The organism is Actinoplanes sp. CA-131856 (assembly GCF_050956135.1).
Lineage (GTDB): Bacteria > Actinomycetota > Actinomycetes > Mycobacteriales > Micromonosporaceae > Actinoplanes.
The window spans coordinates 5,023,805-5,049,603 of sequence record NZ_CP191849.1; the positions used below are offsets into that span (position 1 = coordinate 5,023,805).

The following is a 25,799-nucleotide window of genomic DNA, read 5'->3' on the forward strand; positions in this document are numbered from 1 at the left end:
ATTGAGTCATGTGAGTGCAACAGGTGGGTCGTCAGTTTCAAGGCACAGCCGGTGTGATCGGGTAGCCGGTCGCGGCCACCTCCGTGCGGACCGCGGCGAGGCTCGACTTCGGGTTGAGCGCCCGGACCACGCCGTCGGTGAGTGGCCGCAGCGCCGCGATGTGCGCCACCGCGTCCCGGTCGATCCCGGTCTCGTAATAGTCACTGGCGAAGTCGACGTACGCGTCGACGATGTCGTCGCACAGGATGCTGAGCCGGTCAGTGCCGTCCGGACTGATGTCGTAGGGGCCGAGGGACGGTGGGAACGTGATGCCGATGCCGGCGTGCCAGTGGTCGTCGGTGGTCCGCCGCCACAGCATCGCTGTCGCGATCAGGTCGTCGCCGTCGCGGAACGCCGGCTCGGTGACGTGCCCGGCGAACTCCGGCGGCAGCCCGTCGAGCAGTCCCGGCCAGAGCGTCATATCGTCACTGGCATAGGGCGACATCGCGGACTCGTGGTCGAACAGCCGGATGAACACGCCGGCCTCGCTGAAGACGATGGTGTACTCGTCGCCGCTGCCGTTGCTCATCAGCGCTGCTTCGTCGTCACCCCAGGCGGCGTAGCTGTAGTACTCGTAGCCGGTGCCCTGGATCAACTCCAGAACGGCCAGGGCCCGGCACCGGTCGCGCAGCACCGGAATCGAGGGCAGCCGGCCGGCGATGTCGTAGACGTTCACCGGATGACTTTACGAGCCCCGCCGCGAGCCGCTCGCGGTGGCGCGGGACGGCCGCATGCCTGGCTCAACCCGCGGACATGCCGGGGAGCATGCGCGGGGCACGGGCTCAGCCGCGCGACTCGAAGGAGGCGTTGACGCCGAGCGCTATCAATACGCGGCAGAGCACCGCGTATCCGGAGCCGTCACGATAGTTGTCGTACTTGCGGGTCTTGCCGCCGATCAGGCGCACCTTCACGCGGCCGGGCCGCAGCTCGACCCGCTCGATCGCGCTCCACGGTGTGATCGTGGTGTCGCCGGGGCCGGCGAGTCCGTCGGGGGTCACGCGGAAGTCGCCGCGTACGACTGTGGCGCCGTTGCGGACCGTCTCGGCCAGCCGTGCGACGAGCGGGGTCACGGCCCAGTCGGTGATCAGGTCGGCGATCGAGGGCAGGCGGGGGATGGCCGCGCCGACCTCGGCCGGTGCGAGCGCCGCGATCAGTGCACCGGCCTGGCCGTACGGGTCGAGCGCATTGCGGTACCTCGCGGTGATCGCCACGGTGCGGCCGCCGGCGGTGGTGAGGCGGAAACCTTCGTGGTCCCACGAACGTGACTCCGAGCCGGACGAGCTCCATTCGTCGAGCACGTCGGAGACCTCGACCGTACGCACCACACGCGGAGGGCCGTCCGGGTCGACCTCGGCCAGGCCACCGGGATAGCCGTACAGCCATCGGGTGAAGCGGCCCCGGCGGGAGATCACGAAGAACGTCAGGCAGTAGGCGCCGGCCACGAAGGGGGTGATGGACAGAAGGGGCAGCGCCGCGCCGGGGATCCACACGATCAGCAGGACCAGCACCAGGAGGAACATCGCGGCGGGAGCGAGCAGGCGCAGCACACGGCGCACGCCCAGCGGTGGGGTCACCTCGGTGTGGTAGATGCCGAGTGGTTCGCCCAGCTCGAGCGCCTGACCGAGATGGCCGGCGCGCTGCCAGTCGGCGGCGTGCCGCGATTGTTGCTCCGCCACACGGCGCCGGAAATCCTGGTCCAGTCGCTGCCGCGCCTCGGGACTCATTCCCATGTCGACCTGGGTAGCACTGCCCGGCAACGGTCGTCAGGAGCTGTCCGGTGTGGAGGACTCGGCGCCGACCTCAGCCACGTCCCACACGAGGCAGCGGACGCCCGGACGTTCGACGGCACCCTGAGACAGCATCGCGCCGTGGTAGCGGCGTGCGTTCACCTCGTCGGCGTACACCTGCATCATGTGGCCGTCCAAGGTCCATGTGCCGTGTACGAAGCCGGGTGTGCCCACTTTGCTCGACGCCATCAAGGGGACCTGAGCGCGTAACTCGTCGATGACCGACGGGTCGATCTTCCACACACCGATCACGGCCCACATGGCGGGACCTCCTCCGGGTAGGCTTTCAGCCTGTGGACGAGCGGGCTGCCTGGCAAGCATCTGGCCGTTGCGGGCTGCGACGCGGAGAGCTGCTCGGCCGGGCTGGATGATTACTACGGCGCTGGCTGACCCGGTCCGTCAGATGCTGGTGCGGTCCGTGCTGCGGGGGTCGGTGACCCGGGCGGCGTCGTAGATGTCGCCGGTGCGGGCGGTGGCTCGCCATGGGCGGGCCTTCGTGAGCGCGACGTCCAGGGCGGGGTCGTCGCGGTCCAGGTCGGCGCAGATCACGTCGGGACCTTCCGTGCGAGCTTGGTGCAGCACATAGCCGTGCGGGCCTATCACTGCTGACGGGGTGGCGGGGGCGCACTGGGCGGGGACCGCCATGCTCACCCAGTAGTTGTTCGCGGCGGCGTGGCCCCGGGCCATGACCTCGAAGATGGGGTCCTCCGAAAAGCTGGAGAACAGCACGCAATCCACGCCCAGGGACCGCTGTTCCAGCCACAACTCCGGGAAGTTCACCTCGATGCAGAGCAGGCACCCGAAACGGAACCCGTCGACCTCGAACGTGCACGTGTGGTCGCCCGGAGTGTAGTAGCCGCTTGTCTCGGAATGGGACAGCAAGCGCTTGTCGTAGCGGTCGGCCAGCTCGCCCCGGTCGTCGATCACCCAGAGGGAATTGTGGGGGCGGTGCCGGCCGGTCAAACGATGGTTTCCGCCCGCCACCACCCACACGCCCAGCTCCGCCGCCAGCGCCATCGTGTGGCGCAACTCGTCGGCGATCGGCTCCCAGTTCACCCGCCAGCCCGCGTAGTACGTCTTCGCCATGCCGGCGTAGCCGGACAGCGCGCCCTCGGAGAAGTGGACCAGGCGTGCCCCCTGCCCGGCGGCCCGGCGCATCGCGGCGCGGAGGGCTCTTCCGTTCGCCACGGGGTCCGTCGTGACCTCGGTCTGTGCGACGGCGATCCTCACCACGGCACCGTAACCAGCGGAGCGCATCGGCCGAAAGGTAGAGGCGCTCTTGGGGATTCCGTCCGAGGGTGGATGGTGGTGGGGGTGGGGCCGGGCGAAGCTGTTCCCAACGCGCCGGACCAGTATCGGGGGACCACAAATGACGACGGCACCGCTCGCACACACCGACGTTGTTGTGCTCGACTACCTGGCCGCTCTGTGGGCGCAGAGCGAGGACCTGGCGCCCGAGCTGCGCGACGAGCTCATGACGACCGTGGCCGACTACATCGCGGTGCGGCGGACGTCGCCCAGTGCGCCGCTCGAGGACCCGGCGGAGATCATTCGCCGGTTAGGGCCGCCGGAGGCCCTCGTGGCGGCGGTGCGCCGAGGTAGCGTGCCGGCCCACATCCGGCTGCCCGCCCTGGTCCCGCCTCCTCCGCCGGCCGCCACCGGCGGGGGAGCGGCTCCCCGGGGCGGGGCGGCGGAATACACCGCGGTCGGGCTCATGACCGTCGGTGCCGTGCTGATCCCGGTGGCCGGGCCGGTGGCGGGCATGCTGCTGGCCAGCGGATCGCCGCACTGGCAGCCGGCGCAGAAGGCCGCCGGCTGGGTGCTGACCGTCGGGGCGGGAGCGGCCGCGTTCGGCTTCGCCCTGTTCCTGGGCGTGGCCGGTGTCGGGGGCGCGGCGGCCCTCATGCTCCTCTATCTGATCCTGACCGGCGGGTCGGTGATCGCCGGGTGGCGCATGTACGACGCTCTCCGCCGGCCTTAAGAAACCAACCGGACCGCCCGGGCCACGCGGCGCGACTCGATGGCCAGCTCGCGCAGCATGCCGCCCAGTGTCACGTTGTATCCCATGAAGTACAGGCCGGGGCGGGCCGCCGGACCCCCGTGCACCAGCGGCACCCCGGTGTCGTCGAACAGGGCCGGGTCGTCGAAGAGCGTGGTCAGGCCCGTGCCGTATCCGGTGGCCGCGACCACGACATCCGGCTCGATGGTGGTGCCGTCGGCCAGCTGAACCCCGGACGAGGTGAAGGACTCGACCGCCGCGACCGGGCGGACGCGGCCGGCCAGCACGTCGCGGACGATGCCCACGTCCTGCAACGGGACGTACCTCTGGGTGCGCAGGCGGGTCTTGAGGCCCTCGGTGGGGCGCTCCATGCCGTACCGGCGAAGGTCTGGCACCTCCATGCGGGCCATGGTGGCCGCCATCGAGTTGAAGACCGGCTCGGGCAGGCCGCTCAGCAGCAGGCCGTTCATCTGGGCGGGCCAGCCCGCGGTGGCGCGGCGGACGATGTGAGGTGGCGTGCGGATGGCCAGGCTGACCGACGCGGCGCCGCCCTCGGCCAGGTCGGTGGCGATCTCGGCGCCGCTGTTGCCGGGGCCGACCACCAGCACCTTCTTGCCCCGGAAGGGCTCGGCGTTGCGGTAGGCGGCCGAGTGGATCAGGGTGCCGGTCCACGACGGCAGGCCCGGCCACTGCGGCACCACCGGCGTGTGCAGATATCCGGTGGCGACGATCAGCGTGCGTGTCGTCTGCTCCGAGCCGTCGGCCAACTGCAAGGACCAGCGCTCACCGCCCGGCTTGACCCGTTCGACAGTCGTGCCGGTGCGGACGTCAAGGGCAAAGCGTTCCCGGTACGCCTCCAGGTAGCGCACCAGGTCGTCACGGCGCACCCACCGGCCGTACTCGCGGGGGATCGGGAAGCCCGGCAAGCCGGACAGGCGGCGCACCGTGTGCAGGCGCAGCCGGTCGTAGCGGCCCCGCCAGCTGGTGGCCACCTCCGGGCCGCGCTCCAGCACGACGCTCTCCACGCCGTTCGCCTTGAGCTGGGCCGCCACGGCCAGGCCGGCAGCGCCGGCGCCGAGCACAGTCACGTTCGCCATGGGCAGCAGTGTGATCGATGGCTCGAACGCCCGGTGCGCGGGGGTGGCCCGGGCGGCGACTACCATGGCGGCGACGCCCACAAGGCCGAGTTCACCGCCGCTACGCAGCCCCACTGGAACCGGACATGACAAGCGACACCGACCTGACCGCCAGCCTGCGCCGGGCCGGGGTGGCCGACGTGCTCACCGACGCGGCGCACCGGTCGGCCTATTCGAGCGACGCCTCGCTGTACCGGGTGGTGCCGCGGGCGATCGTGCGGCCGCGGCACGACGAGGACGTCGCGGCGACCCTGCGGGTGTGCCGGGAGCTGGGCGTTCCGGTCACGGCCCGGGGCGCGGGCACGTCGGTGGCGGGCAACGCGATCGGCCCGGGTGTGGTGCTCGACTTCAGCCGGCACATGAACAAGGTGCTCGAGGTCGACCCCGAGACGCGGACCGCGCGGGTGCAGGCGGGAACGATCCAGGCCACGCTGCAGGCGGCGGCCAAGCCGTACGGGCTGCGGTTCGGGCCCGATCCGTCAACACATACCCGGTGCACGATCGGCGGGATGATCGGCAACAACTCGTGCGGCGCCCGGACGCTGGGCTACGGGCGTACGTCGGACAATGTCGTCGCTCTTCAGGCCCTGACGATCGACGGGGAACGGCTGGTCACCGGCACGGAGACGTCCGGCGCGGACAAGGTCGTCGAGGAGCTGCGGAACGTCATCGGGGCCAATCTGGCCACCGGGCGTACGGAGTTCGCGCGCTTCGGCCGCCAGGTGTCGGGCTACGCGGTCGAGCACCTGCTGCCCGAGAACGGCTTCAACCTGACCGAGTTCCTGGTCGGCAGCGAGGGGACGCTCGCGGTCATCACGGAGGCGACGGTACGGCTGGTGGCCGATCCGGCGTACCGGACGCTCGTGGTTCTGGGTTATCCCGATTTCGGCACGGCCGGTGACGTGATCCCGGAGATCCTCGGGTTCAAGCCGACGGCGTGCGAGGGCATCGACTCCCGCATCTGCGACGTGGTGCGCAGCCGCCGCGGTCCGGGTGCGGTGCCGCCACTGCCCGGTGGCACGGCCTGGCTCATGGTGGAGATCGCCGGAGAGGACCAGGACGAGGTCCGGGAGCGTACGGCGAGACTGGTCGCGGCCTCGGGGGCGGTCGACTCGCGGGTGGTCGAGGACACGGCCGAGGCGGCGCCGCTGTGGAAGATCCGTGAGGACGGGGCGGGACTGGCCGGCCGGGCGCCGAGCGGGCTGCCGGCCCACGCGGGCTGGGAGGACGCCGCCGTGCCGCCGGAGAAGATCGGCGCCTACCTGCGGGACTTCGATGTGCTGGTGGAGCGGCACGGGCTCAGCGCGATGCCGTACGGGCATCTCGGTGACGGCTGCGTGCACGTGCGCCTGGACTTCCCGCTGGACAAGCCGGGCGGGCCGGGGAAGTTCCGGGCCTTCCTGGAGGACGCGGCCGACCTGGTGGTGAGCTACGGCGGCTCGCTGTCGGGGGAGCACGGCGACGGGCGGGCCCGCAGCGAGCTGCTGACCCGGATGTACTCGCCGGCGGCGATCGACCTGTTCCGGCGGATCAAGCACACGTTCGACCCGGGCAACCTGCTGAACCCCGGCAACCTGGTCGATCCGGACCCGGTCGACGCGAACATCCGGGTGTCGCAGGCGCGGCCGGTGACGGTGCCGCTGGCACTGGCCTACCACGCCGACGGCGGCGACTTCAATCAGGCCGTGCACCGCTGCACGGGCGTGGGCAAGTGCCGCGCCGACACCACCGTGCTGGGCGGGGTGATGTGCCCGTCGTACCTGGCCACCAAGAACGAGAAGGACTCGACGCGGGGCCGGGCGCGCGTGCTGCAGGAGATGCTGGACGGCGATCTCGCGCCCGATTGGCGGTCCGAGGCCGTACACGATGCGCTTGATCTTTGTCTGTCCTGCAAGGGTTGTGCGTCGGACTGCCCGACCGGGATCGACATGGCGGCGTACAAGTCCGAGGTCTTGCATCAGAGTTACCAGGGGCGGGCGCGGCCGCGGTCGCACTACTCGCTCGGGTGGCTGCCCCGGTGGTCCCGGCTGGCGTCGAGGATGCCCGCTCTGGCGAACCTGATGACCTCTCTGCCCGGTATCCGGGGGCTCGCGTTGTATCTCGCGGGTGTGGACAAGCGGCGGTCGATCCCGACATTTGCCAAGTCCACGTTCCGTGCCTCTTACAAGCCGAAAAATTCGGGCAAACCGGTGGTGCTGTTTGTGGACAGCTTCACCGATCACTTCTCGCCGGAGATCGCTCAGGCGGCCGTGGACGTGCTAGAAGACGCCGGGTACGCGCCGCGGGTGACCAGCCGGAAAGCCTGCTGCGGTCTGACGTGGATCTCGACCGGGCAGCTCGACGCGGCGCGGCGGATCCTCGGCAAGACGGTGGACGAGCTGCACGAGTCGGTGAAGCAGGGCATTCCGGTGGTCGGGCTCGAGCCCTCGTGCACCGGCGTGCTGCGGCAGGACGCGGTCGAGCTGGTCGACAACGACAAGGCCCGCGATGTGGCGGCGGCGACGAAGACCGTGGCCGAGCTGCTGGCCGAGACCGAGGGCTACGAGCCGCCGTCGCTGGACGGGGTGCGGGTCATCGCGCAGCCGCACTGCCACCACCACGCGGTGATGGGCTGGGACGCCGACGCCAAGCTGCTGAAGAAGGCCGGTGCGACGGTCAAGCGGCTTGGCGGCTGCTGCGGCCTGGCCGGCAACTTCGGCGTCGAGCGCGGCCATTACGAGGTGTCGGTGCAGGTGGCCGAGCAGCAGCTGCTGCCCGCCCTGGACAAGGCCGAGGAGGGCGACATCTTCCTGGCCGACGGCTTCTCCTGCCGCACGCAGGCGGCCGACCTGGCCGACACCCCGGGCAAGCACCTGGTGCAGCTGCTCCAGGAGCACAAGCGCTGACCGCTTTCGAAATCCTCGCCCTGCTCGGGGGCGGGCTGCTCGCCGGCACGATCAACGCCGTGGCCGGCGGCGGCTCGCTGATCACGTTCCCGCTGCTGGTCGCGCTCGGCCTGCCCGGCGTGGCGGCCAACGTCAGCAACGCGCTGTCGGTGGCGCCCGGTTATGCGGCCAGCGCGGTCGCCGGGCGTCCCGACCTCGTGGGCCAGGGCCGCCGGATCGTGTCGATCATCCCGGCGATCGTCGTGGGCACGCTGTGCGGCAGCTCCCTGCTGCTGTTCACGCCGCGCTCGGTGTTCGACTTCGTGGTGCCGTTCCTGCTGCTGGCGGCGGCCGCCATGATGGCCTTCCAGAAACAGCTGCGCTCGCTGGCCGGCCGGCCCCGGGCCAACCCGGTGGGCTTCGTGCAGGTCGCGGTCTTCTTGTGCGGGCTGTACGGCGGCTATTTCAACGCGGCGATGGGACTGCTCCTCATCGCCGCGCTGTCGCTCGTGCTCGACGAGACGCTGCGCCGGATCAGCGCGCTCAAGAACGTCTTCTCGGCCGTGGTCGGCGTGACCACCGTGCTCACCTACAGCGTCTTCGGCCCGGTCGACTGGGCCGTCGTCGCCGTCCTGGCCCCGGCCACCGTCCTGGGCGGCGTCGCCGGGGCCCGGATCGCCCAGCGCCTACCGGCCGAGGCCCTGCGGTGGACCATCGTGGTCTTCGCGACGGCCGTGGCCGGCACCCTGCTGGCCGTCTGAGTCCTCGCCGGCCGGGCGCATGGCCCGGCTCAGCTGGTCGGTGGCCGCGCCCAGGGCCGTGGTCAGCCGGTCCTCGAGCAGGCTGGGCCGGTAACGTTCGACGGCCTCACCCGCGTCGCCCAGCACCAGGCTCCGCACGGCCGGCGCCGGCAGCAGCCCCTCGAAGATCACGCCCTCGCCGTCGGCCGAGGCGAACCGCGGGGCGATCGGACCGGTGAGGCCGTGCCGGCCGCGCTCGTCGGCGATCTCGGCCCACGCCCGCACGACGTGCCGCCGAGAGTCGGCCGCCGCGTCCTCGACCGCCGCGTGGAAGTCCTGCCAGGCCGTGGTGTGCTCGGCCAGCTCGTCGCGGGCACCCTTCTCCAGCCGGGTCAGGTCCTCGCCGCTGCGGGCCAGCCCCACCCGCGACTCGGTGTCGCGGTCCTTGAACGGGTTGTGGGCGCTGGCCTTGAACGCGATGGCCGACACGGTCAACAGCACCAGCAGCGCGGCCAGCGGTGCGCGGAGCCGGTCGTCGATCAGGCCGTCGCCGCGCAGCCAGGCCCACGCGCCGAGCACGCCGACCAGGGCCAGCAGAAAGGTGACGGGCAGCGGCCAGCTCGGCCACGGCAGGTCGCCCGGCCGCCGGGTCTCCACCGACGGCCGCCACCGCAGGAAGGTCCGGGACAGCACGACCCGCCAGTCGAGCCGGCCCCGGGTGGGGCGCCGCTCGGCCCGGTTGCGGTGGCGCAGCAACGGAACGGCCAGCCAGCTGCCGGCCAGGATCAGCGCCATGGCGATGCCGAAGCCCGGGATGTACGAGATGGCGGTGTGCCACCACGGCGCGTCCACCGGCACGTCGAGGGCGGTCTGGAACGTGCTCGCGAAGAAGGCGGTGTCGTAGGCCGCGCTGATCAGGATCAGCGGCCAGACCAGCCACCAGCTCAGCCAGCGGGGCCGGGCCCGCCGGTCCTCGGCCCCGTCACCGGCGTGCCGGTCGAGCACCCGGCGCCGGGACCGCCCGGCCTCGCCGTGCCGGTGCTCGGCCGCGTACTCCTCCACCCGCCGCACGGCGGTCCCACCCCGGTGCCAGGCGGTGACCAGGCGCCGGTGTGCCTCGCGGATGCCGTCGCGGGCGGCCACGATGGCCGCCTCGGCCTCCATGGTGGCCCGGGTCAGCCGGGCCGATTCGGCGTAGGAGAGCTCGTTGCGGTCGTACGGCTCCTGCCTGTTCCCGGCCGGCATCAGCGGAAGGACCGGCGGGAAGCCGGCGCCGCACGGCGTGCTCGGATAGCGGCGGCCGTTCGAGGTCTCGCCGGGTCGCGTCATCTCGGTCATCAGGCCGGCCCGTCCTTCACCTTCATCGTGATCTCGACCCGCCGGTCCCGTTGCAGGCACGGCTCGTTCCACGACCCGTCCGGCCGCTTCCCGGTGGTGCACAGTGGATCGGCTTCGCCCTTGCCCTCGCTGGTGACGCCGGGCATCCCGGCCGCGCGGAGCACGGCCGAGACGCGGGCGGCCCGGCGCTGCGACAGGTCGAGGTTGTGCTCGGCGCTGCCCCGGGTGTCGGTGTGCCCGGCGACGTGGACCGCGACCGGGTTCCGCCGGCGCAGCTCCCCGGCCAGGGCTCGCAGCCGGGCCTCGGCGCCGTCGCTCAGCTCGGCCGAGTCGAGGGCGAACAACTCCTCCGAGGAGAGGTTGAAGACGGGGCCGGGCGAGATCGGGGGCGGGCCGTCGTCGGCCACGAAGGTGACGGCCGGGTCGGTGCGGGCCGGCTCGGCGGCGCCGCCGCCGCGGGCGACCGGTGCGGTGGAGACCTCGCAGGAGAGGGCCTGGGCGGCCAGGCACGTACGCTGCCACAGGCGCTGGAGGAACTCGACGGTGCCCGTGGTGGGCGGGGGAACGCCGTCGGCGGGCTGCCCGACGCCGAGCATCACGAGGTTCTTGCCGGCCAGCGCGGACGGCCAGCCGTCGCGGCCCGGGCAGCGGCCGACCAGGTCGTCGATCCAGCGGGCCTTGCCGGCCGACGGCGAGAGCAGGCTCAGGCAGCCGGTGGTGCCGATCCCGTCGGTGGCGAGGACGACCGTTCCCGGGCCCGCCTTCGCCGCGACGTTCATCGCGCCACCGATGTCGGATCTGTCGGTCCCGGCGTCCCGGGCGGCGGCCCGCTGGGCGGCGGCGGTCAGGCATTTCTTGAAGGTGGCCCGCTGCTTCTTCCGGTTCTCCTCGCGGTGGGCGTCCGAGCGGGTCAGGTGGTTCTGCAGCGCCCACCTGACCGTGGAGGCCGAGCCGTCGAACGAGCCGATCGACACGAGGTCGCCCCGGCCGATCGCCTCGTCGAGCCGGCCGTCGAGGGCGGCGGCGTAGTCGGGAGCGGTCCGCCCGACCCGGGCCGACCCGCTGACGTCGACCAGGACGGTCGTGACTCCAGCCTGCCCCGCGTCCCGCCCGGTCATGCCGTCGCAGACGTCCGGCCCCGCTCCGCACGCGGCGGCCAGGCCGCCGAGGAGGGGAAGGAGGGCGAGAGTGAGCGCTCCGGCCCGGGTCATCGGGCCGGCTCCGGTGGCTCCATGTCCATCACCTCGCGGATGAAGGCGCTGTCCTGGACCTCCATCTGGCGCTGGTAGGCCGCGACCGCCGTGGCGTACAGCTCGGCGATCTCGTACATGCCGAGCTGGCCGTGGTCCTTGGCCGCCTCGCCGAGCACGTCGACAAGCTCGCGGGCGGAGAGGCGGCGGCGGTCGGCCAGCCGGCCCAGCTCGGCCGAGAAGTGCGGGTCGGCCAGCGCGGTGGCGCTCAGCTTGACCGGGCTCACGCCCAGGTCGGTCAGCAGCCCGGACCACTTGCCGGTGAGCTCGCGGGCCAGCACCACCCGCTGCCGGGCCAGCACCGCCTCGCTGTCGGCGTTCACCTCGCGCAGCACGAACTGCGTGAGATGCTCGCGGACGCGCGGATCCGGGGTGACCCGGAAGTACGACGTGCAGCGGACCTGGCCGTTGTCGGTGCTGTAGCAGATGGTGCCCAGGTCCTGCTGGATCGCCCGTTCGGCGTCGGCCGCCTCGTGCGGTCCGTAGGCGCGGGCGATCTGCCAGATCCGGCGCCGGTGCGTGTCCCGGACACTGGACTGATATTTGCCGGCCTGCCGGACCACGGCCTCGTACAGCACGTTGTCGCCGGTCCACTCGGTCTCGACGCTGACCTGGAACTCGTGCACGTCGCCCCGGCACAGCGCGGAGAGGGCGAAGGGCTGGTCCGGGGGACGGTAGCTGATCGGCTCGGGCGCGGGCTCCCGCCGGCGGCGGAACAGGTCCCGGAAACGCTGGAAGAACGACTTGCTCATGCGGGGTCTCCAAGGGAGTCGTAGAGCCGGGCGGCGGTGGCGCAGTCCCGCCGCCACCGCCGGAGGTAGAAGTGGCCCCGGTCCTTGAGGGAGGAGGCGAGGATCAGGCGGCCGAGCTCCACGACCCGGTCCGCGAAGTCGGTGTCCGCGTCGGCGCACTGGAGCCAGATCCGCAGCTCGCTCCAGGCCCGGCGCATCGTCGTCGGCCCGGCCAGCGCGCCCCGCCAGAGGCCGGCCAGGCCGTCCGGTTCCATGTCGGCCAGCAGGATCGGCCACTGCTGCCGGGGCGCCGGCGCCGGATGGCGGGCCAGCAGGATCAGCGAGCGGGCGGCGTGCACGCGCAGCCGGTACAGCTCGTCGGCGTTCCAGCTGACCAGCGCGGCGCGGGTGGGCTCGGGCGCGGCGATGTAGAGGAACTTCATGGCGTACGCCACGGAGGCGCTCCCGTTGAGGTCGTCGCGGCCGGCCAGCAGGCGCAGGTCGGCCAGCGCGTCCTCCGGCAGGGCGGCGCCGAGCGAGGTGCCGTAGGCGCGGGCGGCCGCGTCGTGCAGCTGCGGGTTGCGGCTGCGCGCCCAGTCGCGCACCAGCGCGCGCACCAGCCAGAGCAGGCGCCCGTCACCGGCCAGCGCGTCCAGGGCCCAGGCGGCCGCCTGCCGCTGGACACCGCTGCCCGAGCGCGCCCACGGCTTGATCAGATAGCGCCAGACCTCGTCGAAGTCGCGGACGGCGAGCGCGCCCGCCGTGTAGGCGGCCCGCCGCCGGATGGCCGGGCGGCCGTCGTCGACCAGTTGGTGCAGCCAGAACAGCAGCGGCACCCGGACCGTGTCGAAGTCGTTCCACACCACGTCGAGCACCTCGGGCGCGAAGCCGGGGTCGAGGAAGTGCGCCCGGCGCGGGCTGTCGGTGGCCTCGAGCCGGGTCAGCACGGTACCGTCGTGCAGGCGCAGCATGCGGTCGACGTCGGCGTCGAACACGGCCCGCGGCCGGTCGGCGCCGCCGCCGGCCAGGTGGTCCAGGATGTCGAGCAGCACCTGCCCGGCCTCGAACACGTCGGCCAGGGGCTGCCCGTCGAACGCGGCGTGCGCGATCTGCACGGCCTGCCGGCGCGGTGTGGCCGGTGTGGCCTCCGCGTCGCCCTCGCCCTTGACCAGGCGGGCCGCCAGCTCCCGGACCTTGGCCCGGATCCGGTTGAGGGCGCGGTCCAGGTCGTCCTCGCCGGTGCCGTTCCAGCCGGCCAGGGCGCGGGCCAGGTCGGCCACCGCGCCGGGCAGCGGATCGGCGGTGAGCCGCTCCTGAACCTTGTCCGTCTTGCGGCACAGGCGGACGAAGTCGTCCGGGTCGGCGCCGGGCACCGTCTCGCCCCGCTCGCGGCGGTCCCGCAGCTCGCGCAGCAGGTGCGTGCGGAGGACCTCGTCCGGCGGGGCCGGCTCCATTTGGGCGTCGTACGGGTGCAGGGGCTGCTCGGCGGTGGCGCCCGGCTCGCCGAGCACGACGATGAACGCGTCCGCCTTCTCGGCCATGCTCGCGAGCGCGGCCAGGGTGGCCGGGGCCACCGGGCCCGGCGCGGCCAGCTCGAGGACGACGCCGAAGCCGTGGCAGTCGGCGAGCAGGTCGTTCTCGCCGGCCAGCGCGGTCAGCGGCACGTCGGTCTGGCTCACCTGGAGGCCGCAGATCCGGTCGTCGCCGGCGGTGAGCCGCAGCAGCATCTCGGCGAACAGGCGGCGGCCGCTGCCGGCCGGGCCGCAGAGATAGAGCAGCCGCTCCTCGGTCAGTGTCCGGTAGCAGGACTGGTGGTTGGCCGGCGCGACGAAGATGTCGAGGGCGCGCGCGACCCACTCCGGGCCGCGCTGGTAGCGCAGGATCGCGATCTCGCGGCCGTTGCGCAGGTTGTAGACGAAGGTGCGGGCGTTGTCGCCGATGGTGGTGTAGCCGCCGTCGATCTTCGCCTGGTAGCCGCGGTCCGGTCCGAGGTCGGCCCCGCCGGCGTCGCCGCCCCAGCTGTCGTCGGGCTTGGCCGGTCCCGTCGCGGCCGTGCCGCCCGGATTGACGAAGTCGTCGTAGCCCTTCCTGGTGCTGTCGTTCTCCGGCGCGCGGGAGGCCGCCTCGGGCTGGGGCTGCGGCTGGGGCTGGGGCTGCGGCTCCGATGGCGATGCCGCGGGCTCCGGTGCCGGTGCCTCGTCCGGTGGTGGCGGAGGCGGTGTCTCGTCATTCATGCCGGCCCACCCACATCTGGCCGTGGTCGCCGATCTGGACGCCCGACGAGCGGTCCACGCGGACGTCGAACTTCGAGGCGGCCGCCGGGGAGGGCGACGGGGCCGAAGGACGGGCCGCGGTGGCGCCCACGTGGGGCGGGTAGGAATGCGGCACGTACAGCCAGGCCAGGACGTTGACGCCGTTGACGTCGACGGTCACGCCGCGGAACTGGCGGGGCTGCAAGCCCTTGGCGCCGTGCGGGACCACGCGCTGGTAGAGGTCGTCGGCGACCACGGCCACCAGTGGGGCGTCTGGCAGGGACCGGGTCGCCTCGCGGGCGGCCGGGGAGTTCTGCAGGCGGGCGGCCAGCACCAGGGGGTCGCCGCCGCGCGGGACGCCGTCCTCGATCAGCACGTCGCCGCCGGCCAGGCCGAAGCGCAGGCGCAGCCGGTGGTCCTCGTGCTTGTTGCGGTTGTAGGCCGTCACGCCCTCGTACATCTCGTTCAGGAAGTTCCCGAGCAGCCAGGCGGCCGGGATCGCGGCCGGTGCGACGGTGACCTCGCCGTCGCCCTGGCTGTCGCGGATCCACCCGGCCGGCGCGGGCGATTCCCCGATGGCCTCGCCGATCAGCGCGCGGGCCGCGCCGTTGAGCTCGGCGTGCCGGGTGTAGCCCCCGCCGCTCGACGCGACGACGTCGCAGTTGGACACGATTCCGGGGACGGGCAGGGTACGAGTCATCGATATCCACCTTGATCAGTAAAGAAGTGTTCTCCACTGTGAGTGACCGATTCCGGGGCCGCCAACTGATCTACATCAGGCGACGCATAGTTGTGCGGGCGCCGGCCGCCGCGGCCAGGTTGTTGAGGTCGAGGACCACGATTTCCCGATATTCCGTACGGACACAGTCGCGGCCGGCCAGCTTTCGCAGGGCCCGGTGGACCGAGACGGTCGAGGCGCCGATCATCTGCCCGAGCTCGCGCTGGGTACGGCGTACGACGGGAACGCCGTTGTGATCGTCACCCTGCGTGGCCAGGAGGTAGAGGGCCGCGGCCAGGCGTGACTCGACGTCGGAGCCGATCTCGACCTGCCGGTGGTCGGCGGCGCGCAGACGGTCGATCAGGGTGCGGGTCAGATGGCGGTAGGCGCCGGGGAACTCCCGCAGATAGCGGTCGAAGGAGGCCGCGGGCAGGCTGTGCGTGATGACCGGACCGGCCGCGACGACCGAGGCCGAGCGGTGCCGTCCGTCGACGTACGCCATCTCGCCGAGCACGTCGCCCGGCACCCGCACGGCGATGCGCTGCGGGCGCTGCCGGCGGTCGAGCATGAAGATCTCGACCCGGCCGTGCAGCACCACGAAGACGTCGCGGCCGCGGTCCTGCTGGCGCAGCAGGTAGCTGCCGTTGCGGAAGTCACGGCGCTGGCCCAGGCGGAACAGCCCCATGCGCTCCTGGTCGGACAGCCCGGCCAGGAAGGTGCCGTCGTGGTACTTCTGGCGACCTTCCACGTCGGCCCCCTCAGCTCGTCGCGGTCGTCACCCCGTGCCCACTTTCCTACGTGTGCCGGTGCCGGAATGCATCGGCCGATCAGATACGCATAGTGTCGGTGACGTAACCTGGCGTGTTTTTTCGTAAGATCATCGAATGGGTGGGCGGGACGTCCGGTACGCCGTGCTGGGTCTCGTGCCGACGGCGGTGGCGCTGCTCGTGGCGGCCGCGGTGCTCGACGGGCTGGCGTTCTCGTCGTCCTGGCTGGCCCTGCTGATCGCCACACTGCTCGGCCTCGTGGACGCGGTGGTCCTGCCGGTGCTGCGGGTGCTGGCCGGGCGGGTGGGCGCGGTGATCTCGCTGCTGCTGGGGATCGCGGCCCAGATCGCCGTGGTGGAGGCGGCCCTGGTGGTGGTGCCCGGGGTGACGGTCGCGGGCTGGGGAACGGCCGCCTGGACCCTGCTGATCGTGTCGGTCGTGCTGGCGGTGACGCGGTGGCTGCTCGGGGTCAACGACAGCTCCTACCTGGTCGCCGACCTGATCCACCGGGGACGGGTGCGCCGCCGGCCGGCCGAGAGCGGCGGCGCCGAGGGCGTGGTCATCGTGCAGATCGACGGGCTGCCCTTCCCGGTGCTGGAGGTGGGCACGGCGGCCGGGACGCTGCCCACGCTGTCGCGGTGGATCCGCTCCGGAACGCACGACGCGGTGCGCTGGTGGGCCCGGGTGCCCTCGACCACCCCGGCCAGCCAGGCCGGGCTCCTGCACGGCACCAACGACGGCATTCCCGCCTTCCGGTGGTACGACAAGGAAGCCGGCCGCTTGTTCGTGGCCAACCGGCCGGCCGACGCGGCGGCGATCGAGGCCCGGCTCTCCGACGGCCGCGGGCTGCTGTCCGAGGGCGGCGTCAGCATCTCGAACATGTTCAGCGGCGACGCGCCGACCGCGCACGTGGTGATGAGCCGGGCCGGCAGCAGCTTCGGCCTGGGACCGGGCAAGGCCTACGTACGCTTCTTCGCCAGCCCGTTCGTGCTGGTGCGGGCCCTGGTGCGGACGATCGGGGAGATGGTCAAGGAGCTCTACCAGGGCCGCCAGCAGCGCCTGCGCGGCATCGAGCCGCGGGTGTCGCGGCACGGGTCGTACGTCGCCCTGCGCGGCCTGACGAACGTGCTGCTCCGCGATCTGAACGTGGCGCTGGTGGCCGAGCACATGATGGCGGCGGCGCCGGTCATCTTCGTGGACTTCGTCGACTACGACGAGATCGCCCACCACGCCGGGGTGCTGCGCCCCGAGTCGCTGGCCGCCCTGGCCGGGCTCGACGGGGTGCTGTCGACGCTGGAACGGGTGGCGGCCGCGGCGCCCCGGCCGTACCGGTTCGTGGTGCTCTCCGACCACGGCCAGAGCCAGGGCGCCACGTTCCGGCAGCTCAGCGGACGGGCCCTGGAGGACGCGGTGCGGGAGCACACGGGCGCGTCGCGGGTGTCGACGCTGGCCGACACCCGGGACGCGGAGACGTGGGGGCCGCTCAACGCGATGCTCACCGAGGTGCTGGGCAAATCGAAGCTCGGGCCCAACCCCGGCCACGGCGCGGCCCCCGACGGCGACCGGCCCGAGCTGGTCGTGGTCGGATCGGGCAACCTGGGGCTGGTCTGGTTCCCGCGGCGGCCGGGCCGGGTGCCGGTCGAGGAGCTGGGGCGGCTCTTCCCGGGCCTGATCCCCGGTCTGCTCGGCGAGCCGGGCATCGGGTTCCTGGTCGTGGACAGTGCCCGCGGGCCGCTGGCGGTCGGCCGTGACGGCGTACACGTGCTCCGCGAGGGTCTGATCGAGGGAACCGATCCCCTGGAGCCGTTCGGGCCCAGGGCGGCGCGGGACCTGGCGCGCGTGGCGGCGATGCACAACGCGCCGGACCTCTATGTGCACTCGACCCTCGACGAGCGCACCCGCGAGGTGCACGCCTTCGAGGAGCTGGTGGGATGTCACGGCGGCCTCGGCGGCTGGCAGAACGAGGCGGTGCTGGTGCATCCGGCGGACTGGCCGCTGAAGCTGGAGCCGGGCGAGACCATGCTCTACGGGGCGGACGCCGTCCACCGGCAACTGGTCCGCTGGCTCGAGGACTGCGGGGCGCGGAAGTCGCTTCGCTGACCGAGCGCTGCGATCAAGGGCGTGGGTGCATACGCTTCGGTGGGGGTGGCCGCCGTGACGAGAATCTACTACCGGGGCCCGGATGCCGTCGTCACGAGCGACCACATCGTCTGGCTGACCGAGCCGGTGCGCACGTTCCCGCGCCGCGAGCTGCGCGAGCTCGGCGTGGTCCGCGCGGCCCCGCCACCGGCGAGCGCCGGCGCCCGCGTGCTGGCCGGGGCGAGCGTGCTGGTGGCGGTGGTGGCACTGGGCGCGGCGGCATACTCCGGCCGCACCCCGATGTGGATCACGGCAGCGGTCGTCGACGTGCTGGCGATCGTCGGCGTCTGGAGCGCGCTGGGCCGCCGCACCCGCACGTGGGAGATCCACGCCAAACATCACGGCGCCGAGGTCGTGGTCTACGCGAGCCGCGACGACCGCGTCTTCCACCAGGTGCAGCGAGCGATCCGCCGCTCGATCGAGATGGCCGGCGACGGCCGCCAGCCGCCCTGACGCCGGGCGCCTGGCCGAGGACTCACAAGGGGGGCCCGACCGGCGCCCGCGACAGGAACGCACGGATGAACGTGCCCACCTCGCGGGAACCGGGCAAGGTTCCCGCTCGTTGACTCACGACGGTCGGTGTCGCGGTGCCGGGGAACGTGGCGGCCGCGTCGTACACGAGACCATCTCCCGAACCGTCAGAGGTCGTGACCACACCTTCGTGAACGCGGAAGCTCTGTGGCGTCGGCTGACCCACCCCTATCACGGTGGTGACCTCCGTTCCCGCGGCGGCCAGAACGGCGCTGCTCTCCTGGATGTCGGGCCGGCGCCGGAACGCGTCAGCGGCGAGCTCCCCATCACCGCCGATGGCCATCACGTCCACGACGGTCAGCTTGCGGGCCTCTCCCGCGGTCTCGACGCAGCGATAGGCCGGCAACATGTCGTACATGGCCGGCATCGACTGGTAGAGCTGCCGCAAGGCAGCACGGCCGGAGTCACCATGCCGGTTCAGCGAGGTCACGGCGGTCACGGCACCGTAGAACGGTGTGCCGATGGCCAGGAATCGCCGCACCAGGGGCGCGCCGTCGAGCGCGGTCAGATAATTCAAGGCGACCAGCCCGCCGAAGGAGTGCGCGACGATGGTCAGCTTCGCCCCGGGACCACCTGACGGGTGGGCGTGCCAGCGCGCAAGATGACTCTCGGCCACCGAATGGAGCCGTTTCGCATTGTGGGCCGCGGACAGGCGCCAGTCATAGGCGAACGCGAGAAGGGCGTCGGGATGGGCCACGCTCGAACCCATTTCAGCGAGCAACTTGCTGTACGGGTCCAGGTTGAGCAGACCGGGAAGAACCACACTCGACCGGATCAGGCGGGTGGCCCTGATCCGGCCGGAGTCCCCGGCCCTGTCCTCGTCGGTGACGAGCAGCTGTTGGAGTGAACCCCTCGCGACGCGAAGGGCGTTGGCGGCCGGAGAGCCCCACAACGTTCGTCCACTCGAAATTTCCACGAGCTCGCTACCGCCGATCCCCGGAATGAACACCACCGCGTCCCGTGAGGTGTCGGGGTACGCGTGTCGCCGGCCCCAGCCTTTCGGGCCGCCACCGGATTTCAGGCGCAAGGCGGCGGCTTCGCTGCTCGCCGCCGCCGCATCGCTCGACCGGCCCGACGCCGTGAACAAGATTTCGACATGTTCCAACTCGCCGGCCAGCGCCGTTGAATTGTTGATTTTCCGGTACAGTCCGACCGCTTCGGTACTCAGCGTCAGCGCTTCCTGCACCTGGCCGGCTCGAGTCCGCAATCGCGAAAGGTTACTCAATGCCGAGGCCAGACCGGCGACATGGCCGCTCCCTTTGAGGTCCACGGCACGGCGTTGCTCCGCGACAGCCTCTTCGCCGAGACGAAGCGCCTCCTCCGTACGACCCGCTGCCCCCAGACGGCGAGAGTAATCGGTCAGCGCCCAGGCAAGTGCGGGAGAATAGACGCCGGGATCCGCGTGGCTCAGATCGCGATAGATGACAATTGCTTCCTCGCTGGCCCGTATCGCATCTGCCAGCCGGCCCGCCGTTTCCAGGCTTCGGGACAATTTGGTCAAGCTCACCGCCAGGCGGGGAAGGTACGCCTCGGGATCTTCGTCGGCCAGCTCGCGATGGATGGAGACCACTTCGAGGCTGTCGTTGAGCGCGTCAGCGGGGCGCCGGACCGCGACCAGTAGCTTGGACCGAGTGTTCAAGGCCGCGGCGAGTTCGCGACGGGAGAAGCGGAGAAGGCGGTACAGCGAGACGGCTTCTTCGCTTATGACGAGCGCCTCTTCATATCGGCTCACCGCGGTCAGCAACTGCGACTGCTCGTCCAGGGTTGCGGCGAGGAGGCTGCGGTTCAGATCGCTTTGACTTTGCTGGAACAAGTGGCGTCGCCAGCCGACAGCCTCGGCGTTCGCCACAATCCCCTCGGAGTAGCGGCCCGTTGCCGCCAAGTACCGCGAGAGGTCCGTCAGCGCGCCGGCGAGTTCGGCGGGATCAGCCTCACTCAGTTCTCGGCGCAGACTGACGGCTTCCTCGCCGGCGGTGACCGCTTCGCGGTGTCGACCATCCGCCGCTAGAGCACCACCGAGCGCGTCAAGGCTTTTCACCAGTTGCGGGAGAGCGGCTTTGCGATCGGCGAGCACCCTCGTCCGCTGAAGATCGACAGTCTCTTGAAGATCCTGTAATCCAAGATCCTCCGGAAGCTTCGACGTGCCTGGAGGGATTTCATCGATCGGCGGGAACCGAACCGAATAATCGATCTTCGCCAAGGCGATCCGGGCCGTGCCGCTCCACGAACCGTAGAAGGCCATGAGCTCCTTGAGCTCGTTCATCATCGGATCCCCGGCATCTTCCGTGGCCGACTCGGGAACCGAGAGCAACTGGCCGGACAGCAGCCCCAAGTCGACAGGAACGTCGCTGATGACGGCAATCAGGCTGAACGGCAAAACCCGTCCGTCATTCAACAAATGCGAAAGCCTGTCCTTCGCCGCCGTAAAAGAGAACTTCCACAACAACGTGTGCCGTGATGCCTCTGCCACGAGGACGCCCTGGGGCGAGGAGCGGTGGGTCAGTGTGACCTGCAACGACGGGTCGATCTCGAGGATTGACGCATACAGCTCTTCGCCGTTGTTGTCGAGGGCGGCATACATCCCTATTTCAGCTTCGTTGTCCAGGGACGGCTGCACGAGGGCGCCTGAAAGCGGAGCATCCTTCCCTTGGATCCCCCATTCGATGTTCAGGCCGGGAAAGAGGTGGCCGAAATGGATCGCTGGCGGCCGGGGCGCTCCGGTGGCCTCTCGCGCGGAGCGGACGGCCTCCGGGTCGCTTCCGGGGAGGAGTTCGAGGGTGGTGAGGACAGCGTGGGCGGCCGGGTCACCCGAGCGCAGGCGTTCGGCGGCGTCCGCGATCTCGTCGTCCAAGGTGACGTCGGGCGCGGGCTGGGCCGAGAGGCGACCGCGCATCGCGACGATCCAGTCCGATGACAGCTCGACGGACGCGGCGCCGTCGGCCTGGATGCCGTCGAGCCAGCTGACGGCCGCGGCCGGGTCGAGGATGCCGGCGACCGTGAGCTGCTGGGCCTGGGCCAGATAGGGATGACCGGCCCAGACGCCGGGCTGGTCGCCGTAGCGCTCGAGGAGCAGCGCCACCTGCTCCACCCGCTCGGTGCCGTAACGGGTGCGGAGACTGACGAGCAGGGAGCGGCGCAGATCCTCGTCGATCTCGTAGAGCTCGCCGCCCAGCTCGCGGAAGAGCGGCGATGCGAGCAGGTCGGCCTCGACCGTCCAGGGCAGGTCGTTCGGTGGGTCCACGAAGAAGTTGATGCGCAGAAGGTTGAGGAACGCCGGATCGATCACGACCGGCAGGGCGGCGTGGCAGGCAAGCTCGATGGCGCCGGGAGGCAGGCTCCGGCGGGCCTCGGTGAGGCGGGTGGCGGCCTGGGCGCCGGCGCCGGGGCTCACAGCGGCGCCGCCACGGACACCGGCCGCCCCCGCAGCACGTCGACCGCCGCGTACATGCCGTCACGATCCAGCGCGTACATGGGAATGTGGCGGGCGATCTGCGCGGCCGACGTCTCGGTCCAGCGGTCGGCGCGGAGCGGGTTCAGCCAGCAGACGCGCGCACGCCGCGCCGCGACCGCCAGCCCCAGCGCCACCGCGTCGAAGACGCGCGTGGCGACCAGTGAGCCGCGCTGCGCGCCGGCATCGCTGACGATGACGACGCTGGTGCCCGCGGCCAAGGAGTCCAGCACCTTGCGCGCCGGCTGTCTCCGGGTGAGGTCCGGGTCTTCGTAGATCCAGCCCTTCGCCAGCGGCGGAATGCGGTCGATGATGGTGTCGAGCTCGACGGCGAGCGGATCGGTGAGGTCGGCCATGAGACTCCGGTCCGGGCTGCGGCCCAGCGAGTTCCGGAAATAGCCGATGGAGATCGAGTCCAGGCGGGCGGCCCGGACGATCGACCGGATCACGTGGTCGACGAGGCCGTGGAACGGCGTCATGGAGCCCTGCCGGTCGACCAGCAGGAACAGCCGGGCGCTGTTGACGCGGCGTGGCATGAGGACCGGAGCGGTCACCACCCCGGTCGTGGCGTATCGGGAGACCGTCGCCTCCACGTCGAGCTCGACGCGAGGGCCGTGCCGGGTCGGGCGGCGCAGGCGGCGCCAGGCTTGGGCGATCTCGCGCTCCGACATCGGATATTGCGGGCGGGTCACCAGGAACGGAGCGGACCGCCCCGAGCGGGGCGGCTCGGCTCCGCCTCCACGCAGCGCCGGCCGGGTGATGTCGAGCTCCGCGCTGCCGGGGCCGGCAGCCGGCTCGGGTTCCTCGTCGGCACGCGGCTGCATAGGAGGCTCGGCCGTCACGGGACTGCCGTCGGCCACCGGCTCCGGCCGCTGCAGCGACCAGTCCGGCGGAGCCACCAGGTGCAGCGTCGACGTGATGATCTCGGCGTCCCGGCGTGACGTGGCCCAGAGGGCCACGCACAGCGCGCCCAGCGCCTCGGTCGAGTGGAGTCCGTGACCGGCGGCCAGCGCCGTTCGCAGGGTGACGCAGTCGTCGACGCCGAGCGGGAGGCCGCGCCGTCGCAGCCGGGCGATGAGGTCACGGGCGAAGTGCGGCATCGGCTCGGTCGTCACGGACGGTTCCGTTTCTCCACCCGCACCTGGTCGTCGTAGTTCTTGACCAGGGAGCCCAGGTTCGGCAGGCCGGCGACCCGATCGGCCGTGACGTCGTCGCGGCGCATGCACTCGACCCAGTCGAGAAGTTCGCTGAGGCCTGGCTTGTACGTCAGGTCGAGCTTGCGGAGTTCGAGGAGCGTCTCGATGGCGTTGTCGCGGACCTCGTCGTCGGCGATGCCGTGCATGTCGAGGATCTCGTCGAGGTCGTCCTCCGGGAACTGGACGTAGTGGAAGACGCAGCGGCGCAGGAACGCTCCGGGCAGCTGTTTCTCCTCGTTGTTGGTGACGATGATGATCGGGCGGAGGTCGGCCCGGCCGGCCGGGACCGCGTGCCCGACGTCGGGGACCTCGTCGGTCTCGAAGCGCAGCTCGTCCAGCTCGCGGAGCAGGTCGTTGGGGAAGTCCAGGTCGGCCTTGTCGATCTCGTCGATGAGCAGGACCGAACGCCGTCCGAGCTGCGCACGGGCGATGACGCGGCCCAATGGGCCGAGCCGGAGGTAGGTCTCCGGCTCGGGCAGCTTCTCCTTGAGGATGCCGCTCAACTGCGCGTCCGCGAGGCGGCGGACCGCGTCGTACGTGTACAGCAGGTCCCGGGCGCGGCTGGTGGACTTGATGTGCGCCTGTTCCAGAGGCAGACCCAGACGGTACGCCACGGCGTGCGCGAGGCGCGTCTTACCGACGCCGGGGTCGCCCTGGACCAGCAGGGGGCGGCCCAGAGTGATGGCGATGTTCACGGCTTCGCACAGTTCACTGGTCAGCAGGTACGGCTCGGGGGAGAGGGATCGCTTCACCGGCTTGCCGAGCGGCGTGGTCGCGTCCTCGATCTCCTGCGTGGCCGGCGGGGTACCCGGCTCGAGACGGATCGAGGTGTCGATGGCACGGCGGACATACACGTCAGTTCATCTCTTTCAGCCAGTCCAGAAACCGGGCGGGATCGTTGTGGTGCTTCTTGACGCCCTGGGCGCTGCGGTTGAGCGCGCCATAGGTCAACGGGATGCTGAGCACACCGTCGACCGCCGCGACCCGCTCGATCCATTGACTCCACGGCGAGGCGAACTCGCGCGGCCAGCTGAGTTCCTGCGCGGCCCTGTTCGTCCACTTGTACACGTCGAGGCTCTGAAAACGTGGACTGCCGAGGTCGATGACGTCAGCGGCGCGATGCGTGTCCTTCCGGGTGACGAAGACCAGCACGAACCAGTTCTCGATCGTCTGGCACGCCGCCCGGACGTCCTGCCAGAACTGCTCCAGGGCGCCGAGGCTGATGTCGTTGACCAGCACCCGGCACACCACACCGGTGTCCTCCAGCTCCGGCAGATGCTGCAGCACCTGCTTCACCTTGTGGTCGGGATCGGACATCACGGCGCTGAGCGTGACGTTGTCCTTCTCCTGAAGATCGCCCAGGCAATGGGGCAGCCACGCACACAGCCTTTTCGCCACGGCGTCCTCGTCGGTGACGACGCTGAGGCCCAGGAGTCCTCGCCGCCCGTTCACGTTGTGGAGCGACTCGTAGACCCTGTTCCGAGCGTCGGTGAGATCGAAGTAGGCGTCGTTGAACAGCCGGGCCACCTTCGGTAGAGCCAGTCCGGTCTCGACCGACTGGCTCAGCCCGGCCGCCTCCGCGAATTCGCGAACCGCGTCGTTGCCCGGATTGGCCTCCACGAGGGTGCGCTTCAACTTGTCCAGCCAGCCCCGGCTTCTCGCGGCAGTGATGAGTTCGGCCGCTCGCACCTCCAGGTCACCCGGCTTCGTCAACCGTTCGAGATTTTCTTCGAGATCCAGAGCGACGAACTCCGCCAGCTTGCCGTCCGTCGGGTACGCGCTGACGATCGCGGCCTGCAACAGGCGCAGCGGGCGGCGCGTCATCACACCGCCCGGAACGCGTCGAGCTCGGCCGGCAGCGCCCGTCGGATCGCGAGCGCGGGAATGGCCAGATTGTGGGTCGGCAGATGACTCACCCGCTTGTCAGGATCGCCGCTCTGATGGAGAGCGACCAGGTTCAGGCTGACGTCGAACAAGGGCGCCCCCGATGATCCGTGACTGGTGTTGACGGTGTGCCGGAGGCGTGTGGAATTGCCGTTGAAGCCGATCGCCGGGCCGAAGGCCATCGTCTGCGACTCGCCGTCGAGGTGGTGCAGGATCATCAACTCGTCGTACCGCTCGAGGGCTCGCTCGCGCAGGGTGCTGACCCAGCCCCGTGAGTCTCCCGGACCGCCGGCGACCCGGAGGACGGCGAAGTCGAGGTGGTCGGCCTCGGGAAGCCGGCCGCCCGGTTCGGCGAGCTCATCGACCGGGCTCCGCGGCGAGCGGGCCGCGATCGGGTCGGCGTCCGGACGGAACACCTCGCCGTCGGGGAACCGCAACCGCAGGGCGACCGGCTCGTATCCCTTGCTCCTCGCTTCCTCGATGACGTGATCGGCGGTGAGGCAGAGGCTCGGGCCGACCAGGAAACCGGTGCCGAACGGGGCGTAGCCGTTGCCGGTCTCAGCGTCGATCCGGCACGTCCGCGCTTCGAGCTGAGCCAACTGCTTGCGCCACAGCTCGGGCTGAAGTTCGGGTGCGTGGGCGCGAATCGTGCGCTCGAAGTGGTCCGGAATCTCCGCCGGCGCGGGCTCCGGTCGCCAGCCGGTGTCGGCGACCCAGCGTCGTAGCGCCGGGTTGCCCGGCCGATCCTCCACCACCGCGCCGACGAGATCGCCGAGCCATCCTTCCGAGCGGGCCGCGATGAGAACCGCGAAAACGGTGTCCGACATGCCGGCGTTGCCGACCATCCGGTTGAGCGGGCGCTCCAGGTCGAACTCGAGGACCTGTGCGAGCCCGTCGCGGTTCGGATAGGCGTCGAGCAGCGCCTCGGACAGCCCGCGCAGCTGACGCCCCGTCAACGGCCGAGAGATGCCGCCACCTCC

The 25,799-nt window shown here is 71.3% G+C and carries 21 protein-coding genes; 5 read left to right on the plus strand and 16 right to left on the minus strand.

The genetic code is table 11. The annotated features are described in order from the left end of the window. Positions 1-37: 37 nt before the first annotated feature. The 4 genes from ACQP2X_RS23220 to ACQP2X_RS23235 all read right to left on the minus strand — a co-directional run bounded on the left by ACQP2X_RS23220 (position 38) and on the right by ACQP2X_RS23235 (position 3,056). Entirely contained in the window at positions 38-715 is a 678-nt protein-coding gene (locus ACQP2X_RS23220) for a hypothetical protein (RefSeq protein WP_498700181.1), read from the minus strand. Between the two features lie 106 nt (positions 716-821). Further along, complete coding sequence (locus ACQP2X_RS23225) at positions 822-1,769, minus strand: hypothetical protein (RefSeq protein WP_498700183.1); 948 nt, start codon at positions 1,767-1,769, stop codon at positions 822-824. 33 nt (positions 1,770-1,802) lie between these two features. Next, positions 1,803-2,087, minus strand: coding sequence for a hypothetical protein (locus ACQP2X_RS23230; RefSeq protein WP_498700185.1), 285 nt, complete (start codon positions 2,085-2,087; stop codon positions 1,803-1,805). A gap of 138 nt (positions 2,088-2,225) precedes the next feature. Continuing rightward, positions 2,226-3,056 carry a carbon-nitrogen hydrolase family protein gene (locus tag ACQP2X_RS23235; protein ID WP_498700186.1) on the minus strand — a complete coding sequence of 277 codons (831 nt, stop codon included), beginning with the start codon at positions 3,054-3,056 and terminating at the stop codon, positions 2,226-2,228. A gap of 139 nt (positions 3,057-3,195) precedes the next feature. Between ACQP2X_RS23235 and ACQP2X_RS23240 the strand changes: the two genes are divergently transcribed. Next, entirely contained in the window at positions 3,196-3,807 is a 612-nt protein-coding gene (locus tag ACQP2X_RS23240) for an HAAS signaling domain-containing protein (protein ID WP_498700188.1), read from the plus strand. Here ACQP2X_RS23240 and ACQP2X_RS23245 read toward each other — a convergent pair. Then, complete coding sequence (locus ACQP2X_RS23245; RefSeq protein ID WP_498700191.1) at positions 3,804-4,922, minus strand: flavin-containing monooxygenase; 1,119 nt, start codon at positions 4,920-4,922, stop codon at positions 3,804-3,806. The genes ACQP2X_RS23240 and ACQP2X_RS23245 overlap by 4 nt on opposite strands. A gap of 125 nt (positions 4,923-5,047) precedes the next feature. Here ACQP2X_RS23245 and ACQP2X_RS23250 point away from each other — a divergent pair, with 125 nt between their 5' ends. After that, complete coding sequence (locus ACQP2X_RS23250; RefSeq protein WP_498700192.1) at positions 5,048-7,846, plus strand: FAD-binding and (Fe-S)-binding domain-containing protein; 2,799 nt, start codon at positions 5,048-5,050, stop codon at positions 7,844-7,846. Continuing rightward, positions 7,843-8,586 (plus strand): sulfite exporter TauE/SafE family protein, encoded by a 744-nt coding sequence (locus ACQP2X_RS23255; protein WP_498701010.1) that lies wholly within the window; start codon positions 7,843-7,845, stop codon positions 8,584-8,586. Before ACQP2X_RS23250 ends, ACQP2X_RS23255 begins: the two co-directional genes overlap by 4 nt. On the opposite strand, the gene ACQP2X_RS23260 is transcribed toward ACQP2X_RS23255, so the two are convergent. The 6 genes from ACQP2X_RS23260 to ACQP2X_RS23285 form a co-directional block, all read right to left on the minus strand. After that, positions 8,512-9,903: a hypothetical protein gene (locus ACQP2X_RS23260; protein ID WP_498700194.1), complete on the minus strand. Its 1,392-nt coding sequence runs from the start codon at positions 9,901-9,903 to the stop codon at positions 8,512-8,514. The genes ACQP2X_RS23255 and ACQP2X_RS23260 overlap by 75 nt on opposite strands. Beyond that, a complete protein-coding gene (locus ACQP2X_RS23265; protein WP_498700195.1) occupies positions 9,903-11,114 on the minus strand; it encodes an OmpA family protein in 1,212 nt (403 codons plus the stop codon). The genes ACQP2X_RS23260 and ACQP2X_RS23265 overlap by 1 nt, the downstream gene beginning before the upstream one ends. Continuing rightward, positions 11,111-11,905, minus strand: a complete 795-nt coding sequence (locus ACQP2X_RS23270) for a hypothetical protein (protein ID WP_498700197.1) — start codon at positions 11,903-11,905, stop codon at positions 11,111-11,113. The genes ACQP2X_RS23265 and ACQP2X_RS23270 overlap by 4 nt, the downstream gene beginning before the upstream one ends. Further along, positions 11,902-14,118, minus strand: a complete 2,217-nt coding sequence (locus ACQP2X_RS23275; RefSeq protein ID WP_498700199.1) for a hypothetical protein — start codon at positions 14,116-14,118, stop codon at positions 11,902-11,904. The genes ACQP2X_RS23270 and ACQP2X_RS23275 overlap by 4 nt, the downstream gene beginning before the upstream one ends. After that, the gene (locus ACQP2X_RS23280) at positions 14,111-14,836 is read right to left on the minus strand and encodes a hypothetical protein (RefSeq protein WP_498700201.1); all 726 of its coding nucleotides are present in this window, start codon (positions 14,834-14,836) and stop codon (positions 14,111-14,113) included. Before ACQP2X_RS23280 ends, ACQP2X_RS23275 begins: the two co-directional genes overlap by 8 nt. Before the next feature lie 70 nt (positions 14,837-14,906). Further along, positions 14,907-15,602, minus strand: coding sequence for a Crp/Fnr family transcriptional regulator (locus tag ACQP2X_RS23285; RefSeq protein WP_498700202.1), 696 nt, complete (start codon positions 15,600-15,602; stop codon positions 14,907-14,909). Positions 15,603-15,738: 136 nt separating this feature from the next. Between ACQP2X_RS23285 and ACQP2X_RS23290 the strand changes: the two genes are divergently transcribed. After that, the gene (locus ACQP2X_RS23290) at positions 15,739-17,721 is read left to right on the plus strand and encodes an alkaline phosphatase family protein (protein WP_498700203.1); all 1,983 of its coding nucleotides are present in this window, start codon (positions 15,739-15,741) and stop codon (positions 17,719-17,721) included. A 54-nt stretch (positions 17,722-17,775) separates the two neighbouring features. Continuing rightward, positions 17,776-18,213 (plus strand): DUF6232 family protein, encoded by a 438-nt coding sequence (locus tag ACQP2X_RS23295; RefSeq protein WP_498700204.1) that lies wholly within the window; start codon positions 17,776-17,778, stop codon positions 18,211-18,213. Between the two features lie 22 nt (positions 18,214-18,235). Here ACQP2X_RS23295 and ACQP2X_RS23300 read toward each other — a convergent pair whose 3' ends face one another. The 5 genes from ACQP2X_RS23300 to ACQP2X_RS23320 are packed head-to-tail and all read right to left on the minus strand — an operon-like array spanning position 18,236 to position 25,775. Beyond that, on the minus strand, positions 18,236-21,682 hold the full coding sequence (locus ACQP2X_RS23300; protein ID WP_498700205.1) for a tetratricopeptide repeat protein: 3,447 nt from the start codon (positions 21,680-21,682) through the stop codon (positions 18,236-18,238). Then, entirely contained in the window at positions 21,679-22,854 is a 1,176-nt protein-coding gene (locus tag ACQP2X_RS23305; RefSeq protein WP_498700206.1) for a hypothetical protein, read from the minus strand. The genes ACQP2X_RS23300 and ACQP2X_RS23305 overlap by 4 nt, the downstream gene beginning before the upstream one ends. Continuing rightward, positions 22,851-23,789, minus strand: a complete 939-nt coding sequence (locus ACQP2X_RS23310; protein ID WP_498700208.1) for an AAA family ATPase — start codon at positions 23,787-23,789, stop codon at positions 22,851-22,853. The genes ACQP2X_RS23305 and ACQP2X_RS23310 overlap by 4 nt, the downstream gene beginning before the upstream one ends. 1 nt (position 23,790) lies before the next feature. After that, entirely contained in the window at positions 23,791-24,759 is a 969-nt protein-coding gene (locus ACQP2X_RS23315) for an effector-associated domain EAD1-containing protein (RefSeq protein WP_498700210.1), read from the minus strand. Continuing rightward, complete coding sequence (locus ACQP2X_RS23320) at positions 24,759-25,775, minus strand: effector-associated domain EAD1-containing protein (protein ID WP_498700212.1); 1,017 nt, start codon at positions 25,773-25,775, stop codon at positions 24,759-24,761. The genes ACQP2X_RS23315 and ACQP2X_RS23320 overlap by 1 nt, the downstream gene beginning before the upstream one ends. Between the last annotated feature and the right edge of the window lie 24 nt (positions 25,776-25,799).